The 18,162-nt window shown below is 37.4% G+C and carries 13 protein-coding genes and 1 pseudogene; 11 read left to right on the top strand and 3 right to left on the bottom strand.

Annotated elements, in window-relative coordinates:
* Positions 1 to 41: 41 nt before the first annotated feature.
* Positions 42 to 2,309 (top strand): FUSC family protein, encoded by a 2,268-nt coding sequence (locus tag ACNFU2_RS21060; protein ID WP_306611332.1) that lies wholly within the window; start codon positions 42 to 44, stop codon positions 2,307 to 2,309.
* Here ACNFU2_RS21060 and ACNFU2_RS21055 read toward each other — a convergent pair.
* A complete protein-coding gene (locus ACNFU2_RS21055; protein WP_172277255.1) occupies positions 2,290 to 2,904 on the bottom strand; it encodes a 4'-phosphopantetheinyl transferase family protein in 615 nt (204 codons plus the stop codon). The two genes, ACNFU2_RS21060 and ACNFU2_RS21055, sit on opposite strands and share 20 nt — an antisense overlap.
* 139 nt (positions 2,905 to 3,043) lie before the next feature.
* Positions 3,044 to 3,574, bottom strand: coding sequence for a HugZ family protein (locus tag ACNFU2_RS21050; protein WP_273647364.1), 531 nt, complete (start codon positions 3,572 to 3,574; stop codon positions 3,044 to 3,046).
* A gap of 169 nt (positions 3,575 to 3,743) precedes the next feature.
* Between ACNFU2_RS21050 and ahcY the strand changes: the two genes are divergently transcribed.
* The 7 genes and pseudogenes from ahcY (at position 3,744) to ACNFU2_RS21015 (ending at position 13,528) form a co-directional block, all read left to right on the top strand.
* On the top strand, positions 3,744 to 5,060 hold the full coding sequence (gene ahcY, locus ACNFU2_RS21045) for an adenosylhomocysteinase (RefSeq protein WP_273647363.1): 1,317 nt from the start codon (positions 3,744 to 3,746) through the stop codon (positions 5,058 to 5,060).
* A 188-nt stretch (positions 5,061 to 5,248) separates the two neighbouring features.
* The gene (locus ACNFU2_RS21040; RefSeq protein ID WP_418123035.1) at positions 5,249 to 5,578 is read left to right on the top strand and encodes a hypothetical protein; all 330 of its coding nucleotides are present in this window, start codon (positions 5,249 to 5,251) and stop codon (positions 5,576 to 5,578) included.
* Between the two features lie 15 nt (positions 5,579 to 5,593).
* A pseudogene (gene sph / locus ACNFU2_RS21035) lies at positions 5,594 to 6,835 on the top strand (sphingomyelin phosphodiesterase); the annotation flags it as partial.
* 330 nt (positions 6,836 to 7,165) lie between these two features.
* Positions 7,166 to 8,803 (top strand): BspA family leucine-rich repeat surface protein, encoded by a 1,638-nt coding sequence (locus ACNFU2_RS21030; protein ID WP_273647361.1) that lies wholly within the window; start codon positions 7,166 to 7,168, stop codon positions 8,801 to 8,803.
* Positions 8,804 to 8,811: 8 nt separating this feature from the next.
* A complete protein-coding gene (locus ACNFU2_RS21025; RefSeq protein ID WP_418123033.1) occupies positions 8,812 to 10,194 on the top strand; it encodes a BspA family leucine-rich repeat surface protein in 1,383 nt (460 codons plus the stop codon).
* A gap of 5 nt (positions 10,195 to 10,199) precedes the next feature.
* Positions 10,200 to 11,951, top strand: coding sequence for a BspA family leucine-rich repeat surface protein (locus tag ACNFU2_RS21020; RefSeq protein WP_418123031.1), 1,752 nt, complete (start codon positions 10,200 to 10,202; stop codon positions 11,949 to 11,951).
* 17 nt (positions 11,952 to 11,968) lie between these two features.
* Positions 11,969 to 13,528: a BspA family leucine-rich repeat surface protein gene (locus ACNFU2_RS21015; RefSeq protein ID WP_306611323.1), complete on the top strand. Its 1,560-nt coding sequence runs from the start codon at positions 11,969 to 11,971 to the stop codon at positions 13,526 to 13,528.
* Between the two features lie 50 nt (positions 13,529 to 13,578).
* On the opposite strand, the gene purE is transcribed toward ACNFU2_RS21015, so the two are convergent.
* Positions 13,579 to 14,082 (bottom strand): 5-(carboxyamino)imidazole ribonucleotide mutase, encoded by a 504-nt coding sequence (purE, locus tag ACNFU2_RS21010; protein WP_306611321.1) that lies wholly within the window; start codon positions 14,080 to 14,082, stop codon positions 13,579 to 13,581.
* Between the two features lie 195 nt (positions 14,083 to 14,277).
* Here purE and ACNFU2_RS21005 point away from each other — a divergent pair, with 195 nt between their 5' ends.
* The 3 genes from ACNFU2_RS21005 to ACNFU2_RS20995 all read left to right on the top strand — a co-directional run bounded on the left by ACNFU2_RS21005 (position 14,278) and on the right by ACNFU2_RS20995 (position 18,052).
* Positions 14,278 to 15,183, top strand: a complete 906-nt coding sequence (locus ACNFU2_RS21005) for a DMT family transporter (RefSeq protein WP_273647356.1) — start codon at positions 14,278 to 14,280, stop codon at positions 15,181 to 15,183.
* Positions 15,184 to 15,352: 169 nt separating this feature from the next.
* A complete protein-coding gene (locus ACNFU2_RS21000; protein ID WP_273647355.1) occupies positions 15,353 to 15,919 on the top strand; it encodes a hypothetical protein in 567 nt (188 codons plus the stop codon).
* A 9-nt stretch (positions 15,920 to 15,928) separates the two neighbouring features.
* The gene (locus tag ACNFU2_RS20995; RefSeq protein WP_172277226.1) at positions 15,929 to 18,052 is read left to right on the top strand and encodes a cation:proton antiporter; all 2,124 of its coding nucleotides are present in this window, start codon (positions 15,929 to 15,931) and stop codon (positions 18,050 to 18,052) included.
* Positions 18,053 to 18,162: the final 110 nt, after the last annotated feature.

Raw genomic sequence — 18,162 nt, 5'->3', positions numbered from 1 at the left:
TTTATGAGGCTTTTTTGTTTGTCAATAATTATTTTTGTAATATGAACTATTCGGCGGAACTAAAAAAATTTGTAACCAGTCAGTATGTATATTCTGCAATCAGGATTACATTAGCCACTGTATTACCTTGTTTGGTTCTCGCCCACTTTGGAATTTTAAAAGAATATTTTCTTTTCCCCCTGGGAACCAGCTTCGTAGCTCTTACCGACCAGCCGGGACCGTTTATCAGAAGAAGGAATGCCCTTACTTTTGCCATTGTCTGTTTTGTGTTTGTAGCACTTATTGCCAGCCTGGTGATGCATATCAAAGTACTGGTGATCCTTGAGATCATCGTGTTTGCCATGTTTTTTTCACTTATCGGGGTATACGGGCAAAGGCTGGCTGCCGTTGGTTCTTTATCCCTGGTGGTACTAGCGATCTTTATCGACGGACATCTGACAGGAGACAATATTTTTAAAAGTCTGCTGATCTTTGCGTCAGGCTGTATATGGTTTTTATTGATCTTCCTTATTGTTACGACTATTCAGCCTTATAAGCTGGCAAGCCAGATGATCGGCGAAAATTATCTCCAGCTGGCAGAATTTTTAAAAATAAAAGCAAATTATTACCAAAAGAATCCCGATTTCGATAAGCTGACCACCCAGGTTATTGCCAAGCAGATAGGAATCAAGAACCTTCAGGAGGAAACCCGGGAAACCGTTTTTAAGACAAGAACCATTGTTAATGAATCTACAACGACCAGCAGATTATTAATGCTGATGTTCCTGAACTCAATGGACCTTCATGAGAAACTGATGACTTCTGAAAGTGATTATCAGAAGTTGCAGGAAAGTTTCAAGGACAGCATGATATTGGTTAATATCCATGATTACCTCAACCTGCTTTCCGAAGAAATAACAAACATTGGAATTTCTTTACAGTTGGGTACCCGTGCAAAACCTATTTTTGATCTGGAAATGGAACTTAAGAAACTGAATACCCTGTATTTTGAACTAAGGAACAGGCAGATCACACCCGAAACGTTAGAAAACTTTATGATCCTGCGTCAGATCCTGATGCGTATCAGCGAGATTACAAAGGAAATCAACGAGATCTATAAAGTTTTTTCACAAGATGTAAAACTTGCAAAAAGTCTTTCAACAGGATTAGACCTAAGAAAGTTTATGCCTAATGAAGAAAAGCTGAATTTCAAAGTCCTTAGAAACAACATATCCCTATCTTCCTCTCAGTTCCGTCATGCCATCCGCATTACGACTGCTTTACTGATCGGGTATCTGTTTTCTCTTTTTCAGTTTTTAGGAATCGGCCATACCTACTGGATATTAATTACGATTACCGCTATATTAAAACCGGCTTATTCCATAACAAAACAAAGAAACGGACTTCGTTTGTACGGCACTATTGTAGGAGCTACAATAGCCTATATCATACTCCACTTTGTTCACATCAATGCTATATTATTTGCCACACTTCTGATCAGCATGATCCTTTGCTTCAGTTTACTAAAAGGTAAATATTTCTGGGCTGTATTATTCATGACGATCTATGTCTTTATGAGCTTTAATTTTTTAAGCCCCGGAAAGGTTGACGTTATTTTCAAAGACAGAATTGTGGATACCATGATTGCAGGTATTATTGCGTTCCTTGTTTCCTATATTGTCCTTCCTGTCTGGGAGCATACCCAGAATCTGGATCTGATGAAAAAATCTGCAGAAAGTAACCTCATCTATTTTCAGAGTGTTATTTCCAAATTCCTTGAAGATAATTTTGACCTTGAGGACTATAAGGTAAAACGTAAAAATGCGATTATTTCCCTGGCCAATCTTTCCGACAATTTCCAGAGGATGATCTCAGAACCCAAAAATCAGCAGAAGAAGCTGGAAGTTGTTCACCAGTTTGTAGCAACTTCCCATCTTGTTACGGCTTATACAGCTTCGCTTTCGCAATACGCTAAAAATGACGAGAAATATCCTGAAATAGATGCTGACAGCTGGAGCAGGAAAATAGAATCGGAGTTACAGCAGACCTATGCCCTTCTTAATGGTGAAAAAATCAATGAATCCCTTAAAATGGAAAGCCGTCTGGAACCGGAGGATTCTTCTATTGAGGACCTCATGCTGAAAAGGAAAACAGAGCTCGAGGAAAATGAAGCTTCAGAAGTTAACGATCCCAATAAGATATCTCATCTTACGGAACTGAAAAACATCCATGATGTGCTTGAGCTTATTTATGATGTTGCTAAAGAGCAAAGAAAGGTGATCGAGAAATACAAGAACGAATCCGAAGCGGCTACTCCTCCACAATCGTAAAGCAGTAGTCATCAAAAAACTCTACCCTGGCCTTGAACTCATCTGAAAACTGATCATCATACACCCGGCAGCTTATTTTATGAAGATTTTTTAGCTGAAAAGGCTTCACTTCATAGTTTTTCTTCAAGGACCAGTATTTGGAATGATGGATCTTATACATGCTTTCTTTTACGCTCCAGATAATGGTATAATAAGTATGGGCGAGATCTTCAGGAATAAATCCTCTTTCATTTTCATACGTAAACTTATCAATAACCCTCATGATCTTAGGATTGAATTTTTCAATATCAATTCCGATTTTTCTTTTTGAAATGGCAATAGCTGCAAAAGGAAATGAATGGGTGATTGAAATTTCCGCATCTTTTGGGGAAAGAAAAGGTTCTCTTTCTTTATAGAGTATTTTAGAATCCGGCTTTAATCCTTTTAAAAGTTTACGAACCATTAAGACTTCCAGTAATTTCTTGGGATGGTAATCTTTTACTTTTTCCGCATTTTCAGGTTCTAAAAGATCATTAATATGTAATTCTTCGCTCTCATCATATTTCCAAATAAGAATTGTAGCGGTTTCATCTGAAAAATCTCGGTAAAGGGGCATTGTTTTTTATTGGATAAAAGTAATAAAAAGAAATGTAATGATCATATAATTGTAGAAGATGAAGTCGGGTTTTACTAAAAGAAATCCTTTAATGAAAAAGGCAATCGTAAAAAACACTCTTCCTCTCCTACCTTCCAATTTATTTTGATTGATGGTTAACATCATTTCTATGCTCAAGGATTTCCAGGTTCTCATCAACAAAGTAAGCACTTCCAAAACCATTCACATAGGAACCTTTAAGCGGATGTAAAGCAATAAGAATAAAATCTTTCATTTCGGAAATAAGATCGACTACTTTTCCATGAGATTCTTTTAATTGACTTACCGCATTATTCCAGCTTTCAGAATCTCTTTCTATCGGTGATGTTTTGGCTTCAAAGGTTAACCGTTCACGGGCATACATCTGCTTGGTAGCCATCTCATCTTCTATAAGCATTACAGAAGTACTCCTTCCCTCTGCAAGATTTTTTGTATGTTTTGCCATAAAAGATACCAAAATGTAAAATGTATTTTCTATCTGTACAAAAGGAGCATAGCTGGAATGGGAATTTCCTTCGGCATCTACGGTGGCTAAAATCACACTTTTAGATCTATTTATTAACTCTTTTACTTTGGGAGTGAATGGCTTTGTCTTTTTTTGAGCATTATCCTGAGCATGGTTATCATTCATCTTACAACGATTTTATTGATGCAAAAATAGCTTATTTAGAGTAAATAAAAATAATATTAATTCATGTATAATCTCATCAATTGAACTTGATCCATCGTTTTTATATCTTAATTATTAATTGTAATTTTGCATTTCATTATCAATTGAATTTAAACTTATTCATTAACATATGAGTACTACAACACAATACGTTCCTTATAAAGTTAAGGACATTTCTCTTGCAGAATGGGGAAGAAAAGAAATTACTCTTGCTGAGGCAGAAATGCCTGGCCTGATGTCTATCCGTGAAGAATACGGACCATCTCAACCTCTAAAAGGAGCAAGAATTGCAGGATGTCTACACATGACGATCCAGACTGCTGTGCTTATCGAAACCTTAGTAGCTTTAGGTGCTGAAGTTACATGGTCTTCTTGTAATATTTTCTCTACACAAGATCACGCTGCTGCTGCTATTGCTGCTGCAGGAATTCCTGTTTATGCTTGGAAAGGATTAAATGAAGAGGAATTCAACTGGTGTATTGAGCAGACTTTATTCTTCGGTGAAGAAAGAAAGCCATTAAACATGATCCTTGATGACGGTGGAGATTTAACGAACATGGTTTTTGATAAATACCCTGAATTAACAAAAGATATCAAAGGACTTTCTGAAGAAACCACTACCGGAGTACACAGATTATACGAAAGAATGAAGAACGGTACGTTAGTAATGCCGGCTATCAATGTGAATGATTCTGTTACCAAGTCTAAATTTGACAATAAATACGGTTGTAAAGAATCTGCAGTAGATGCTGTAAGAAGAGCTACAGACGTAATGTTGGCAGGTAAAAGAGTGGTAGTTTGTGGTTACGGAGATGTAGGTAAAGGTACGGCAGCTTCTTTCAGAGGGGCAGGTTCTATCGTAACGGTTACTGAAATTGATCCTATCTGTGCTTTACAGGCTGCAATGGATGGTTATGAAGTAAAAAGATTAGATACAGTTGTAGATAATGCAGATATCATCATTACGACTACCGGTAACTTCAATATCGTGAGAGCAGAGCACTTCCTTAAAATGAAAGATAAGGCGATCGTTTGTAACATCGGTCACTTCGATAATGAAATTGATATGGCATGGTTAAACAAAAACTATGGTCATACAAAATCAGAAGTTAAGCCACAAGTAGATATTTATACCTTAGAAGGAGGAAAAGAAATTATCATCCTTGCGGAAGGAAGACTGGTAAACCTTGGATGTGCTACAGGACACCCTAGTTTTGTAATGTCCAATTCTTTCTCTAATCAGACTTTAGCTCAGATCGAATTATGGAATAATGCTGCAGCATACAAAAACGAGGTGTATACACTACCAAAACACTTAGATGAAAAAGTAGCTGCCCTTCACCTTAAAAAATTAAGTGTTGAGCTGGAAACTCTTTCTCCTGAACAAGCTGAATATATCGGTGTAGATGTAAAAGGTCCGTTCAAACCGGAATACTACAGATATTAAGATATAATCATACGCAATATACGGTCCCATTATTTGAATAATGGGACTTTTTATTTTATATCTCGTGAAGTAATTCCAGATATCTTTTCACAATTTTATTTCATGACAAACTTAATGTACATATAATACTTAGATAACATTTACTTTTTCTTCATAGAGTATTTTAGCCCATCAAATAAAAAATACATATGAAAAATTTCGACCGGAGATTCTATCTTCTTGCATTATTATGTTTTCTTTCATTTATTTCATGCAGCGAACAAACCTCTTTTGAAGAAAATAGTTCTCTTGCCGATCAGGCAAATAAGAAGGATAGATTTTCACGTTTAGGAGATAATGATCTCAAAGTACTCACTTACAACACATTCTTATTGCGGGATATCGCTGTAGCCTCTACCACACAATGGTCGCAAAATCAAAGGGCAGAAAAAATCGGAACGGCAGACTTTATCAAAAATTATGATGTATTACTCCTGCAGGAATGCTTTGACAATACAGCTTCAACAATACTTCGATAAAAACTTTCTTCAAAATTCCCTTACCAGACACCTATTCTTGGCCAAACCAAACAAGGCTGGAATAGCACTTCCGGAGACTGGAGAGAAGTAGTCTCGGGCGGACTGGAAAACGGTGGAGTGATGATTGCCAGTAAGTACCCGATTGAAATAATGAATCAATATATCTTTCCCAAAGGATGTGATTTCGATGCCCTTTCTTTAAAGGGCTTTGTGTACGCACGTATTATTAAAAACGGAAAACGGATTCATTGTATTTCTACCCATCTTCAATCTACACAACCCGGCTGCCAGGGAAATGAAGTCAGCATCAGAAAAAGCCAGCTGGAAATGATCAAATCTTATGTGGACGCGCTTCAAATTCCTGCTGATGAAATGCTTGTGTATGGCGGAGATTTTAATATTATTAAGAACAGCCAGGAATACCCTGTCATGCTGCAAACGTTAAATGTATCTGCACCTTTCTACAAAGGTCTTTCACAGACATGGGATACCCAAACGAACACCATGGCATCTTACCATTATCCTTATCCTAAGAATCAGCCGGAATATCTTGATTATATCTTCGTTTCCAACGAACACCTTACTCCTCTATCCTGGCATAATATCGCTTTTGATCCCGTAAGCAATACCCTTATGACGTATACCAATCTCACCCAGGACACTTATTACTGGACAGATTATTCGGATCATTATCCTGTAGAAGGAGCCATCAGTACGGATGAAACATCTCCCAAAAAGAGTATGAAATTCAGAATATATGATAAGGTATCTTTAAGATCCGTAGCTACCGGAAAATATATTACCAGCAACCTTTCAAAACCAGATGATTGGCTTACCGTATCCGCTTCTGCTCCTGATCAGAATACATGGTTCAATCTTGTTAACCTTGGGGCTGGTGAAAATTATTTCGATCTCAAAGAAGGTCCGGTACGGGTAGAGATCAGCGAGCGTATTAATAATTTCTGGTATTGGGAGTATCTGAACGGAGGAGCTTATTACTATTTCCCGAAATTTGGCAAATCCCTTAAAAACCTGGAACTGGTCCTTGTGAAAAAGAAAAACGGAAACACTTCCACAAGCATAGAAAATGGAGATACCGTTGCCTTCAAGGATAAAACCTCCGCAGGAAAAACATATTTCCTTCAGGTATATCAAAAGAACGGTACCGATTGGATCTATTTAAATGGAAATACAATCGGTGCTGCCGAACAATTTGAAGTACGAATGAACAATACTTCCCAACAGAATTGGTATTAAATTTCATCCCTTAAAAAACATAAAACTCTCCACATTAGGAGAGTTTTTTTATAGAGCTATTTCCCGCTATCCGCTCATACTCCTCGCCCCCAACTTTACCCCCTTCCCTGCTCCGGGGTAACCGCTTCTATCGGGGCTAGGAACAGTCCAAAAAACACCTGGAAAACAGGCTTCCGGAATAAAAGCCTTTAATCTTCAAAAATTCAAATTATTTATTATTTTAGCTTTTATAGGTAAAAAAAAATTAAAATAAATCAAATACTGCAATAAACTATTCAAAAATTTTGTGATTTTATTATTTTCATTATCTTTATTTCACAAAATCTTGATATGTATAAAAAATTTTTACCCCTTATTTTATTTATTAATTTTTTTCACATCCTGAACGCCCAAAATGAATTTATCACCATCTGGAAACCTAATACTCCAGCAATCATTCCACAGATGGATGTTATTGTTCCTTATCCGGCAGGCAATAACCAGATATGGTTCCCGGGAATCGGAGAAAATTATACGATAACCTGGGAAGAGATAGGTTTTCCCCAGCACAATGGAGTCATGAACAATGTGACTTCTACACAACAGGTCTTTATCGATTTTGGAACATCATTAAATCCTAATACCACTGATGCTGCTTATCGGATAAAAGTAAGCAATGGAAACGGAGTTTTTAAGCAGATCCGGTTTGGTGATCCTGAAATCCTAAATGTCCCTACTGCTTACATGGCTATTCTCTGGCACAACGTAGGCAGCATTGATAAAATTACCGAAGTTTCCCAATGGGGAAATATCAACTGGATTTCTATGGAGAATGCCTTTAGTAATTGCAGGGCGCTTCAACTTACCGCTACAGACACACCTAACCTTTCAGGTGTAACAGATGCTTCATTCATGTTTTATGGAAATTCAGCTTTTACAGGACACCCGTCTATGACGGCATGGAATACATCCCAAATAAAAAAATTTACATACATGTTTGGCCACACTTCCCCTACTCCGGCTACCGCAGCAGTTGATCTGTTCAATCTCAACATCGGTTCATGGGATATGTCTTCGGCACAAGACATCAGCTATATGTTTTTCCACAGAAGATCATTTAATCAAAATATAAACAACTGGGATACTTCGAACGTAACCACAATGGCCCATACATTTGAAAATTGTTACACATTCAATCAGCCATTGAATAACTGGAATACTTCAAAGGTCACCAATATGGCGTATTTATTTCATTTTATCCCCGATTTTAACCAGCCTATCGGTAATTGGGACACGTCCAATGTTACTAATTTCAGCCACATGTTCCACAACTGTACTTCTTTTAATCAACCACTAGACAACTGGAACACGGCTAAAGGAACTACCATGGAGATGCTATTTACAGGTGCCTCTGCCTTCAATCAACCTGTAGGAAGCTGGAATACAGGGTTGGTGGGAACAATGCTTTTCACTTTTCGTGATGCAACAAGCTTTGACCAATCTTTAGAAAACTGGAACCTGGCTTCCCTGACTATTGGAGACCAGATGCTGACGAATTCCGGATTAAAATGCGAAAATTACAGCAGAACCATCGCAGGATGGGCCAATAACCCAAATACGGCGAATAACATCAACCTGATTTCTACTGCACCATTAATGTATTCTTCGGATGTAGTACCAGAAAGAAATGTACTTATCAATAAAGGTTGGGTATTTAATGGTGATACTCAGGGAGAGTGCAGATTAGGAATTTCTGAAATACCTCTCAATAATCTTTCCATTTATCCCAATCCTGCCAGCGACTTTATTTATATCAAAAATATAAAAGGTTCCGGAAGTTACAGGATAACTGACATGGCAGGAAGAATGATCCTTCAGGGACTTTTAAATAATGAAAAAATCGATGTAAGTTCTTTAATAAAGGGAAATTATCTATTACAAATTACTTCCGCGGATAAGGTCCAATCTTTAAAATTCATCAAAAAATAACGATCCATATGATAAAAAAACTAATCCTATTCCTTCTCTTCAGCTTTTTCTTTCAATCCGGAAAGGCACAAAATGAATTCATTACCATATGGAAACCTGGTAATACCAGTACCAATATAACAGGAGTTTCACTTTCAACGTCCAATCAAATATGGTTTCCCGGCAAAGGCAACCAATTCAACGTTTATTGGGAAGAAATAGGGTATCCTCAGCACAATGGAATTTTACAAAACGTTACGGCTTTAAAACAATTTTTAATAGACTTTGGCGATCCCCAAAACCCCACTCCTGCTAACGCAACCTATAAAGTGAAAATTAGTAATGGTAATGGTACCTTTCAGGCAATCCGGTTTCCTGAGGGTGTTTATGTATCTACCACACTATGGCCCATATTTTTAGAATATAATGGTGACAAAGAAAAAATTCTGGAAGTTTCACAATGGGGAAATATTATCTGGGAAAATATGGAATGGGCATTCAGCGAATGCATCCATATGAATGTTACTGCAACAGATGCACCTGACCTGTCTCAAATAACAAGTACTTATGGCTTATTTTACAATTGTACCTCACTCACAGGAACACCGGCATTTGACACCTGGAATACCTCGGGTATTACCAATATGAGCCACATGTTTGCCGGAGCCACAAATTTTAACCAACCTGTCGGAAGCTGGAATACGGCCAATGTAACCAATATGAACTGGCTGTTTCATTATCTTGATTTTTTCAATCAGCCTATCGGAAACTGGAATACTTCAAAGGTAACTACTATGATCCATATGCTACACGAATGCTATGCCTTTAACCAGGATCTTTCTTCCTGGGACACCTCAAAGGTAACAGATATGAGGGCAATACTTGGCAAAACAACGAACTTTAATCATAGTCTTGGAAACTGGAATCTGAATTCTTTAGTGCTCGCTTCAGGGATGCTTACCGGTTCCGGACTAAGCTGTGAAAAATATAATAACACTCTCATGGGTTGGGCAAATAATCCGGCAACTCCCAACAATCTGATAATCGGAGATGTTTCTCCAATGGCTTACTCATCTCAGCCCGCACTCAATGCAAGAAATAATCTTATCAATACAAAAGGATGGACCATAACTGGTGATTACTACAATACTGAATGTGTAAGTTTATCAACATCCGAAGTTCTTTCTCAAAATGAAATCCGTATTTATCCAAATCCGGCAGCGGATTACATTTATATTAAGAATGTAAAAGGTTTTAATACTTATAAAATTTTTGATATGAGTGGAAGAATAATGCTTCAGGACCTCCTAAACGATGAAAAAATCAATATCAGTTCTTTAATTAAAGGAAATTACATTTTACAAATCATTACAAAAGATAAGGTCCAATCTTTAAAATTAATCAAAAACTAATTCTCATGCTAAAAAAAACAATCCTATTCTTTCTCTTTATTCTTTTCTTTCAGTCAGGAAAAGCTCAAAATGAATTTATCACCGTCTGGAAACCAAGCCTTCCCCGTTATGCAACACAATATACTGGGATATCCGTAGCTTCTACAGATACACAGATCTGGCTTCCTGCTGTAGGAACCGATTTTCAGGTATACTGGGAAGAAATTGGTTTCCCGGCACACCATGCCACATTAACCAATCTCAACTCTACTTACCAAGTACTGATCGACTTTGGGACCCCTTTAAACCCTAATCCAGCAGACGCAACTTATCGTTTAAAAATAACTAATGGCACTGGTAATTTTCATAGGATCCGGTTTTCCAACTGGGATATGTTTAATGGTGATGGCCTGATAGGTGATGTGCATAAAATAGTAAGATTGGAACAATGGGGAAACATCCACTGGTCTTCTATGGGACAGGCATTTCAGGGTTGCAGAGACTTCGATGTAACTGCCACAGACACTCCAGACCTCTCAGCCGTTACAGATATGTCCAATATGTTCTTAGGTAATTATAGTTTGATAGGAAATCCCTCTTTCAATAATTGGAACACCTCCCATGTAACCACTTTGCTAAGTACATTTGCAGGTTGTTTTCTTTTCAATCAGCCTGTTGGAAACTGGGACACTTCAAACGTTACCATGATGGGAATAACATTCAGCTCTGCTTTGGTATTCAACCAATCTCTGGCGAACTGGAACACCTCTAAGGTAAACCACATGACCGCCATGTTCAGTGGTGCTAAGGAGTTTAATCAACCGATCGGAAATTGGGATCTTTCCAATACTATCGATTGCGAATTTATGTTTTCCGGTGCTAAAAAATTCAACCAGCCTATTGGTAACTGGAATACCTCAAAAGTAGTTGAAATGGACCGTATGTTCAACCAGGCACAAGATTTCAATCAGGATATCAGCAATTGGGATACTTCGAGTGCCACCATTATGGAGGGCATGTTTGCTGGAGCTTCCAGTTTTAATCAAAACATCGGAAACTGGAACATAAGCAATGTAGTCTATATCAACGATATGTTCAATGGGGCTACCAGCTTCAATCAGGATATTGGAAACTGGGATGTAAGCAAAGCAGTCTGGATGCACAATATGTTTAAAGATGCAAAGAATTTTAATCAGAATATAGGAAACTGGAATGTAGGACTTGTCACCAACATGAACAATATGTTCAATGGAGCCACTCATTTTAATCAAAATCTTGGACAATGGAACATCAGCTCTCTTACCTCAGCCATAAACATGCTACAAAACTCAGGACTGAATTGTCAAAGCTACGATAATACCCTTTACGGCTGGAACCTGAAGCCCACAACCCCTAATAATATCAACCTTGCAAATACTTCACCTTTGGTTTACTCCAACCCGCTTGCTGTCAATGCCAGAAATAATCTTATCAATAATAAAGGATGGACGATCAGCGGAGATACTTACAACGGAGAATGCCAGTCTGTTTTATCCACATCAGATGCGTTACCTCTCAACGAGATCAGTATCTATCCAAATCCCGCAACGGACTTTATCTACATCAGAAATATGAAAGATTCCGGTAATTATAGAATAATGGATATGGCAGGAAGAATAATACTTCAGGGTATGATAAATAATCAAAAAATAGACGTTAACTCATTAATCAAAGGAAACTATATCCTTCAGATCATTTCGAAAGACATGGCAAGTTCACTTAAATTTATTAAGAAATAATATCATAATCCATCCGTATGTATAAAAAAATTATCCTCCTAGGTTTATTCTTACTCTTAGGGCAAATGATAAAAGCACAAAATGAATTTGTTACGATCTGGCAACCCAACAGGCCCGACACAATGCCTCTTATTGATGTAAATGCTCCTTATGCCGCGTCCACTAATCAGATATGGTTTCCGGGAATCGGTGAGAATTACACAATAAGCTGGGAAGAAGTAAACTATCCTCAGCATAACGGGGTTATGAATAATGTTACCTCTACGAAGCAGGTATTGATTGACTTTGGAACTTCATTAAATCCTGATACGGCAAGCGCTTCTTATCGAGTAAAAGTAAGCAACGGAAATGGCATATTTAAACAGATACGATTTGGAGAATGCCAGATCATTTATGTAGCAGACTCATATATTCTCATGTGGGATATATTCGGAAATTCTGATAAAATAACTGAAATAGAAAATTGGGGAAATATTCAATGGACCTCTATGAATACTGCATTTGCGCACTGCAGATTGCTTCAGCTCACGGCTACCGACAGTCCAAACCTCACTAATGTAACGGATGCTTCATTCATGTTTTATAATGCCCATGATTTTTTAGGGGCAAGTTCAATGCAAAACTGGAATACCTCAACTATAAAGGATTTTAAATTTATGTTTGCAAGGATGGGAGATTATGTGCAGGCAATAGATCAGTTTAATTCCCCTTATTTGAGTACCTGGAATATGTCATCAGCTAAAAATCTGAATAATATGTTTTCCGGAAGAAAGGTATTTAATCAACCCTTAAATAATTGGAACACTTCGAATGTGGAAGATATGGGCTGGATGTTTGCTCTTTGCCTGAATTTTAATCAGCGTTTAGACAGCTGGGATACTTCTAAAGTAAAAGATATGTCTTTTATGTTCCATTTTATTCCTGTTTTCAATCAAGACATTGGCGGATGGAATACTTCCTCTGTAACCAATATGGCTCATATGTTTCACGGCTGTACTGTTTTCAATCAACCTCTTAACTGGGCAACTTCCCAAGTTACTCATATGGGATTTATGTTAACAAGCGCCACAAGCTTTAACCGGTCTTTAGGCAACTGGAACCTCAGCTCATTAACCGATGCTACCAATATGCTTACAGGTTCAGGATTAAATTGCGATAATTACAGCAAAACCCTTTCCGGATGGGCAGATAATCCTGTTACTCCTAATAATATTCCTCTTGTTTCAGTAACGCCTTTACAATATGCTTCCAATGCTGCTTCTAAAAGAAACATTCTTATTGGTAAGGGCTGGAATATAACAGGAGATACAGTAGGAAACTGTTTGTTGTCAACTTCAGAAATCCACACCAACAGCCAAAGCTTATCTATATATCCTAACCCCGCAGAAGATAACCTGCATATAAGGCATGCCCACGAGCTCAAAAGTTATAAAATTCTGGATGCCAGCGGAAGATTGGTACAACAGAATGCTCTGAATACAGACATGATTAATATAAGCTCACTGACAAAAGGAAATTATATACTACAGATTACAACGAAGAATAAAACAGAATCGTTTAAGCTGATCAAAAAGTAAAATAAAAGCCTCACTTGTAATAAAGTGAGGCTTTTTTATAACGCGTATTTTTATTTATCATACTCGTTGGGGTGCTGAGCTTTAATATCGTCAACAGTTCCTAGTACTTTATCTTTTAAAGAATCCTGATATTTCTGTAGTTTTTCCGCCACCTGTTCATTTCCGCTTCCTAAAATTTTAGCAGCAAGGATTCCCGCATTTAAAGCTCCGTTCAATGCTACAGTTGCTACAGGGATTCCGCCCGGCATCTGAAGGATGGATAGTACAGAATCCCACCCGTCAATAGAATTACTGGATAAAATAGGAACTCCGATTACAGGTAAAGTAGTACAGCTAGCCACCATTCCTGGTAGATGGGCAGCTCCCCCGGCCCCTGCAATGATAACTTTCAAACCTCTTTCTTTTGCTGTTTTGGCATAATCAAACATTCTTTCGGGCGTTCTGTGAGCAGATACCACAGTAAGCTCGTAAGGGATTTCGAGAGTTTTCAAAAAGCCTGCAGCTTGTTCCATAATTGGTAAGTCACTTTGACTTCCCATGATAATTCCTACCATCTTCAATTTTATTAGATTTTCAAAGATAAAAATTAAAATCTGTTTTCTAAAATTGAACTATCTATAAATCCCTGGATAATCTGATCTGAAAAAATTTTAACCCTGAATATATCAACTGATTACAAACAACATGCAAAATCACGTTTTATAATTATACTTAAATAAGATATATTTGTATACCATTTCACTAATATTTTGAAAGATTATAAACTTACACTTGCTGTTCTTACTGTAGCTATTGTCTGGGGAACGACTTTTTTATCGATTCGGGTGGCAGTACAAACGATTCCAGCCTGGTTTGTCGCGGGAATAAGACAATCTCTTGCAGCATTAATTATGCTCCTTGTCCTTTTATACAGAAAAGAATTACGATGGATCGGATGGAAAAACCTGAAATACCAGATTGTTTTTTCGTCACTTATGCTGATCATTGCCAATGGAATGACCACTGTTGCTGAAGAAACGGTAACAAGCAGTGTGACCTCTCTGATAAGCGCCTGCTCTCCTATTCTGGTTTTTATGGGCAGTGTGGCTGTGGGAATACAAAAATTCAGCCTCAGGGCTGTCGTAGGAATTCTGATGTCTTTCGGTGGTATTGTTTTTATCTTTTGGGACGGTATAAAAGATCTGGCCAATCCGGATTATGCCATGGGAATTGTTTTTCTTCTTATCGCGATTGCAGGCTGGGCATCAGGTACCATTTTCACAAAAAAACTAAACATTCAAAGTGGAAATATATCGTTGAATCTCTTATATCAGTTTGCCTTTGCAGGAATTATCCAGATTATTTTTGCCTTCTTATTTTCTGACGATTATAACTTCGAAAACTGGAGTTTCAAAAGTATTTCAGCCATGTTTTACCTTTCCATCTTCGGCTCTGTTGCAGCCTTCTTTGCCTATCATTATGCTTTGACAAAGGTTTCACCGGTTCAGGTTTCTATTCTGGCCTATATCAATACCATTATTTCTATCTTTTTAAGCTGGCTGATCCTTGATGAAAGTATTTCTGTTAAATTTATTGTGGCAGCAATATTAATTATTCTGGGAGTGTTCATAATTAACTACAACCCAGCCATGTTTAAAAAACAAAGAATTCAATAAACACGGGACACCTATCTCAACCCCTGATTATCGGTACATTAAGGAACTTTCATATTATGATTGCTTCCTATTTTCATTATTCATCCAACAGAATATATCTCTATTTATCCACTTTCACATCTCTTTTTTTATTTTTTTTCCCTATCTTGTTTAGATCAATTTCTATGATATGCTAAAAAACACTCTGCTGATTTTATTTATTGTCCCATTGCTTCTTCTAAGTTGTGATAATCGCCAAAAGGAAAAAGACCTGCTGGAAAGAGAGCAGCAGCTTTTGGAAAAAGAAAAGCTATTTGCCCACAAAGAATCTGAATATCAAGCCTTAATTAAAATGCGTGACAGCATCTTTACCCGAAAGGACTCTGCCAAAGTAATGACATGGCCGGAAGAAATTTCCGGAGATTGGAACGGCAAAGTGATCTGCACGGAATCCAATTGTAATGATTATGTTGTTGGAGATCAGCGAACAGATACCTGGGAATTCGACAGTGATTCCACTCAATTGGTGGCTAAAATCATCAACAATAACAATCTTATCAGGTTGTATTCCGGAAAGTTTGAAAACAATGAGATCAAACTGAATTTCAAAACAGATTCTGCTGCCAAAAAGAAAGTAGAAATGAATATTCTTCTCAATGATATTTCCGACACTAAGATAAGAGGAACAAGAACTGTAATAACAGATAATAATTGTACTGCAAAATTTTCTGTAGAATTAACGCGTTCGTCCAAATAAAACACATTTATGATTTTACTGAGCATACACAACCTGAGCTTCCCTATTGAAGATCCTGTATTAAAATTTTTATTGGTCCTGGTCATTATTCTGGCAGCTCCATTACTTCTGAATAAAATTAAAGTTCCCCATCTGTTAGGCCTTATTATCGCAGGTGCAGTAATCGGACCCAATGGATTCAATCTGTTGGCGAGAGATAGCAGTATTGTAGTTACGGGAACTACAGGACTTCTTTATATTATGTTTCTCGCAGGACTGGAAATTGATATGGGTGATTTTAAGAAAAACAAATGGAAGAGCCTCGGATATGGAGCTTATGCATTTATTTTTCCTTTTATACTCGGATTTGTCGGAGCGTATTATTTATTGGGATTTTCGGTACTGACTTCCGTCTTATTCGCCAGTTTGTTCTCGTCTCAAACCCTTATCACTTATCCTTTAATCAGTAAACTTGGAATTGCAAAAAACCGGGCTGTAAATATTACCGTAGGCGGAACAATGATCACCGATATTGCCACATTATTGGTACTTGCTGTGGTTGTAGGTATGGTCCAGGGAGACGTGGGAACTTCTTTCTGGGTAAAGTTATCCGTATCTGTTATACTTTTTAGCCTGATCGTTCTATTGTTATTCCCTATTATTGGACGATGGTTTTTCAAAAAAGTAAATGATAAAATATCCCAGTACATTTTTGTATTGGTGATGATTTATCTGGCGGCACTATTGGCAGAATTAGCCGGCATTGAAGCCATCATCGGGGCATTCTTTGCCGGGCTTGCATTAAACAGACTGATTCCTCATACATCTTCCCTCATGAACAGGGTGGAATTTGTAGGGAATGCGATATTTATCCCTTTCTTCTTGATCAGTGTGGGAATGCTGATCGATTTTACCGTATTCTTCAAAAGTTTTGAAACCCTTAAAGTTGCAGCGATCATGTTGGTCGCATCAATCGGTGGTAAATATATTTCAGCCGTGATCACCCAAAAGACATTCAGGTTTACAAAAGAAGAAGGTAAACTGATCTTTGGTTTAAGTTCAGCTTCTGCAGCTGCTACATTAGCTACAGTAATGGTAGGATACAACATCATTGTTTCCGAAACGGAAACAGGAGAACCTGTAAGATTACTGAATGAACATGTATTGAACGGAAGTATATTACTTATCCTTATTTCATGTACCATTTCTTCATTTGTATCTATGGCCAGTGCACAGAAAATCGCAGAAACGGATAATGAAGATACGGTATCCGGAAACAGCCATGAGGAGGAAAGCCTGCTATTAGCCATCAATCATCAGGAAACTGTAGAGCGAATGGTCAATCTGGGTATTCTGATTAAGGCACATTCCAATACTGAAGACTTTTTTGCATTGAACGTCATCAATGAAGATAAAAATGAGTCTTCTGTAAAAAATGCCGAAAAATTACTCCACCAGGCTACAGATGCCGCAGCATCGGCCGATGTCAAATTGCAACCTCTGAAAAGATATGATAATGATGTTGTAAACGGCGTTAATAATGTGATCAAAGAGCAGGAAATAACGGATCTTATTATCGGCCTTGAAGATGAAAAAGGTTTTTCTCCTTCCTTCGTTTACAATCTTTATAATGGCTACCTTCAGAATGATCACGTGAACGTACTGGTATACCATGCTGCCCAGCCTGTTTCTACAATAAAAAAATATGCAGTGATGATTCCTGAAAATTCAGATAAAGAAGCCGGCTTTTTTCATGCTCTTTTAAGGGTATGGAATATTGCCCGGAATTCAGGAGCAACCATGATATTTTATGCTCCTGAAAGTATTATTGATCTTTTACAAAGGATCATCAAAAAAGCCAATATAGAAGCTGAATTTATCATTATGAATACCTGGCATGACGGTGAAAAAACAGCTGCGGGACTAAAAGAGGATGAAGCCCTTATTGTGTTTATGGCTAAAAGAGGAATGGTATCCTATATTCCTCAAATGAGGCTCATGCCGGAACTTCTCAACAAAAATCTAAAAGAAAACAATTATCTTCTGATCTATCCTTTTTCAGAATATGACAAAAACAGTCCTGAAAAAAGATCATTCGGAAATCACAGGGATTTCATCGAAATCGGAAATGTTATCCAGAAAATTTTCAAGTAACAACCACTATCAATAGAATAAATTCAATCAATTCAACTATTTATTAGTTGTTTGTTTTCAGTAAATTAGACCTTAAAACAGAATTCAATTATTTAAAATGGAAATATAAA

The sequence above is a fragment of the Chryseobacterium sp. PTM-20240506 genome (assembly GCF_048296755.1).
GTDB classification, from domain to species: Bacteria; Bacteroidota; Bacteroidia; order Flavobacteriales; family Weeksellaceae; genus Chryseobacterium; species Chryseobacterium proteolyticum.
This window is presented reverse-complemented; position numbering and strand designations above follow the sequence as displayed.

What these genes read in the sequence shown, in the direction of transcription:
- ACNFU2_RS20995 (WP_172277226.1), top strand. Translation starts at nt 15,929, where the DNA reads ATGATTTTACTGAGCATACACAACCTGAGCTTCCCTATTGAAGATCCT.
- ACNFU2_RS21040 (WP_418123035.1), top strand. Translation starts at nt 5,249, where the DNA reads ATGAAAAATTTCGACCGGAGATTCTATCTTCTTGCATTATTATGTTTT.
- ACNFU2_RS21050 (WP_273647364.1), bottom strand. Translation starts at nt 3,574, where the DNA reads ATGAATGATAACCATGCTCAGGATAATGCTCAAAAAAAGACAAAGCCA.
- ACNFU2_RS21020 (WP_418123031.1), top strand. Translation starts at nt 10,200, where the DNA reads ATGCTAAAAAAAACAATCCTATTCTTTCTCTTTATTCTTTTCTTTCAG.
- ACNFU2_RS21055 (WP_172277255.1), bottom strand. Translation starts at nt 2,904, where the DNA reads ATGCCCCTTTACCGAGATTTTTCAGATGAAACCGCTACAATTCTTATT.
- ACNFU2_RS21015 (WP_306611323.1), top strand. Translation starts at nt 11,969, where the DNA reads ATGTATAAAAAAATTATCCTCCTAGGTTTATTCTTACTCTTAGGGCAA.
- ACNFU2_RS21025 (WP_418123033.1), top strand. Translation starts at nt 8,812, where the DNA reads ATGATAAAAAAACTAATCCTATTCCTTCTCTTCAGCTTTTTCTTTCAA.
- ACNFU2_RS21000 (WP_273647355.1), top strand. Translation starts at nt 15,353, where the DNA reads ATGCTAAAAAACACTCTGCTGATTTTATTTATTGTCCCATTGCTTCTT.
- purE (WP_306611321.1), bottom strand. Translation starts at nt 14,082, where the DNA reads ATGGTAGGAATTATCATGGGAAGTCAAAGTGACTTACCAATTATGGAA.
- ACNFU2_RS21030 (WP_273647361.1), top strand. Translation starts at nt 7,166, where the DNA reads ATGTATAAAAAATTTTTACCCCTTATTTTATTTATTAATTTTTTTCAC.
- ACNFU2_RS21060 (WP_306611332.1), top strand. Translation starts at nt 42, where the DNA reads ATGAACTATTCGGCGGAACTAAAAAAATTTGTAACCAGTCAGTATGTA.
- ahcY (WP_273647363.1), top strand. Translation starts at nt 3,744, where the DNA reads ATGAGTACTACAACACAATACGTTCCTTATAAAGTTAAGGACATTTCT.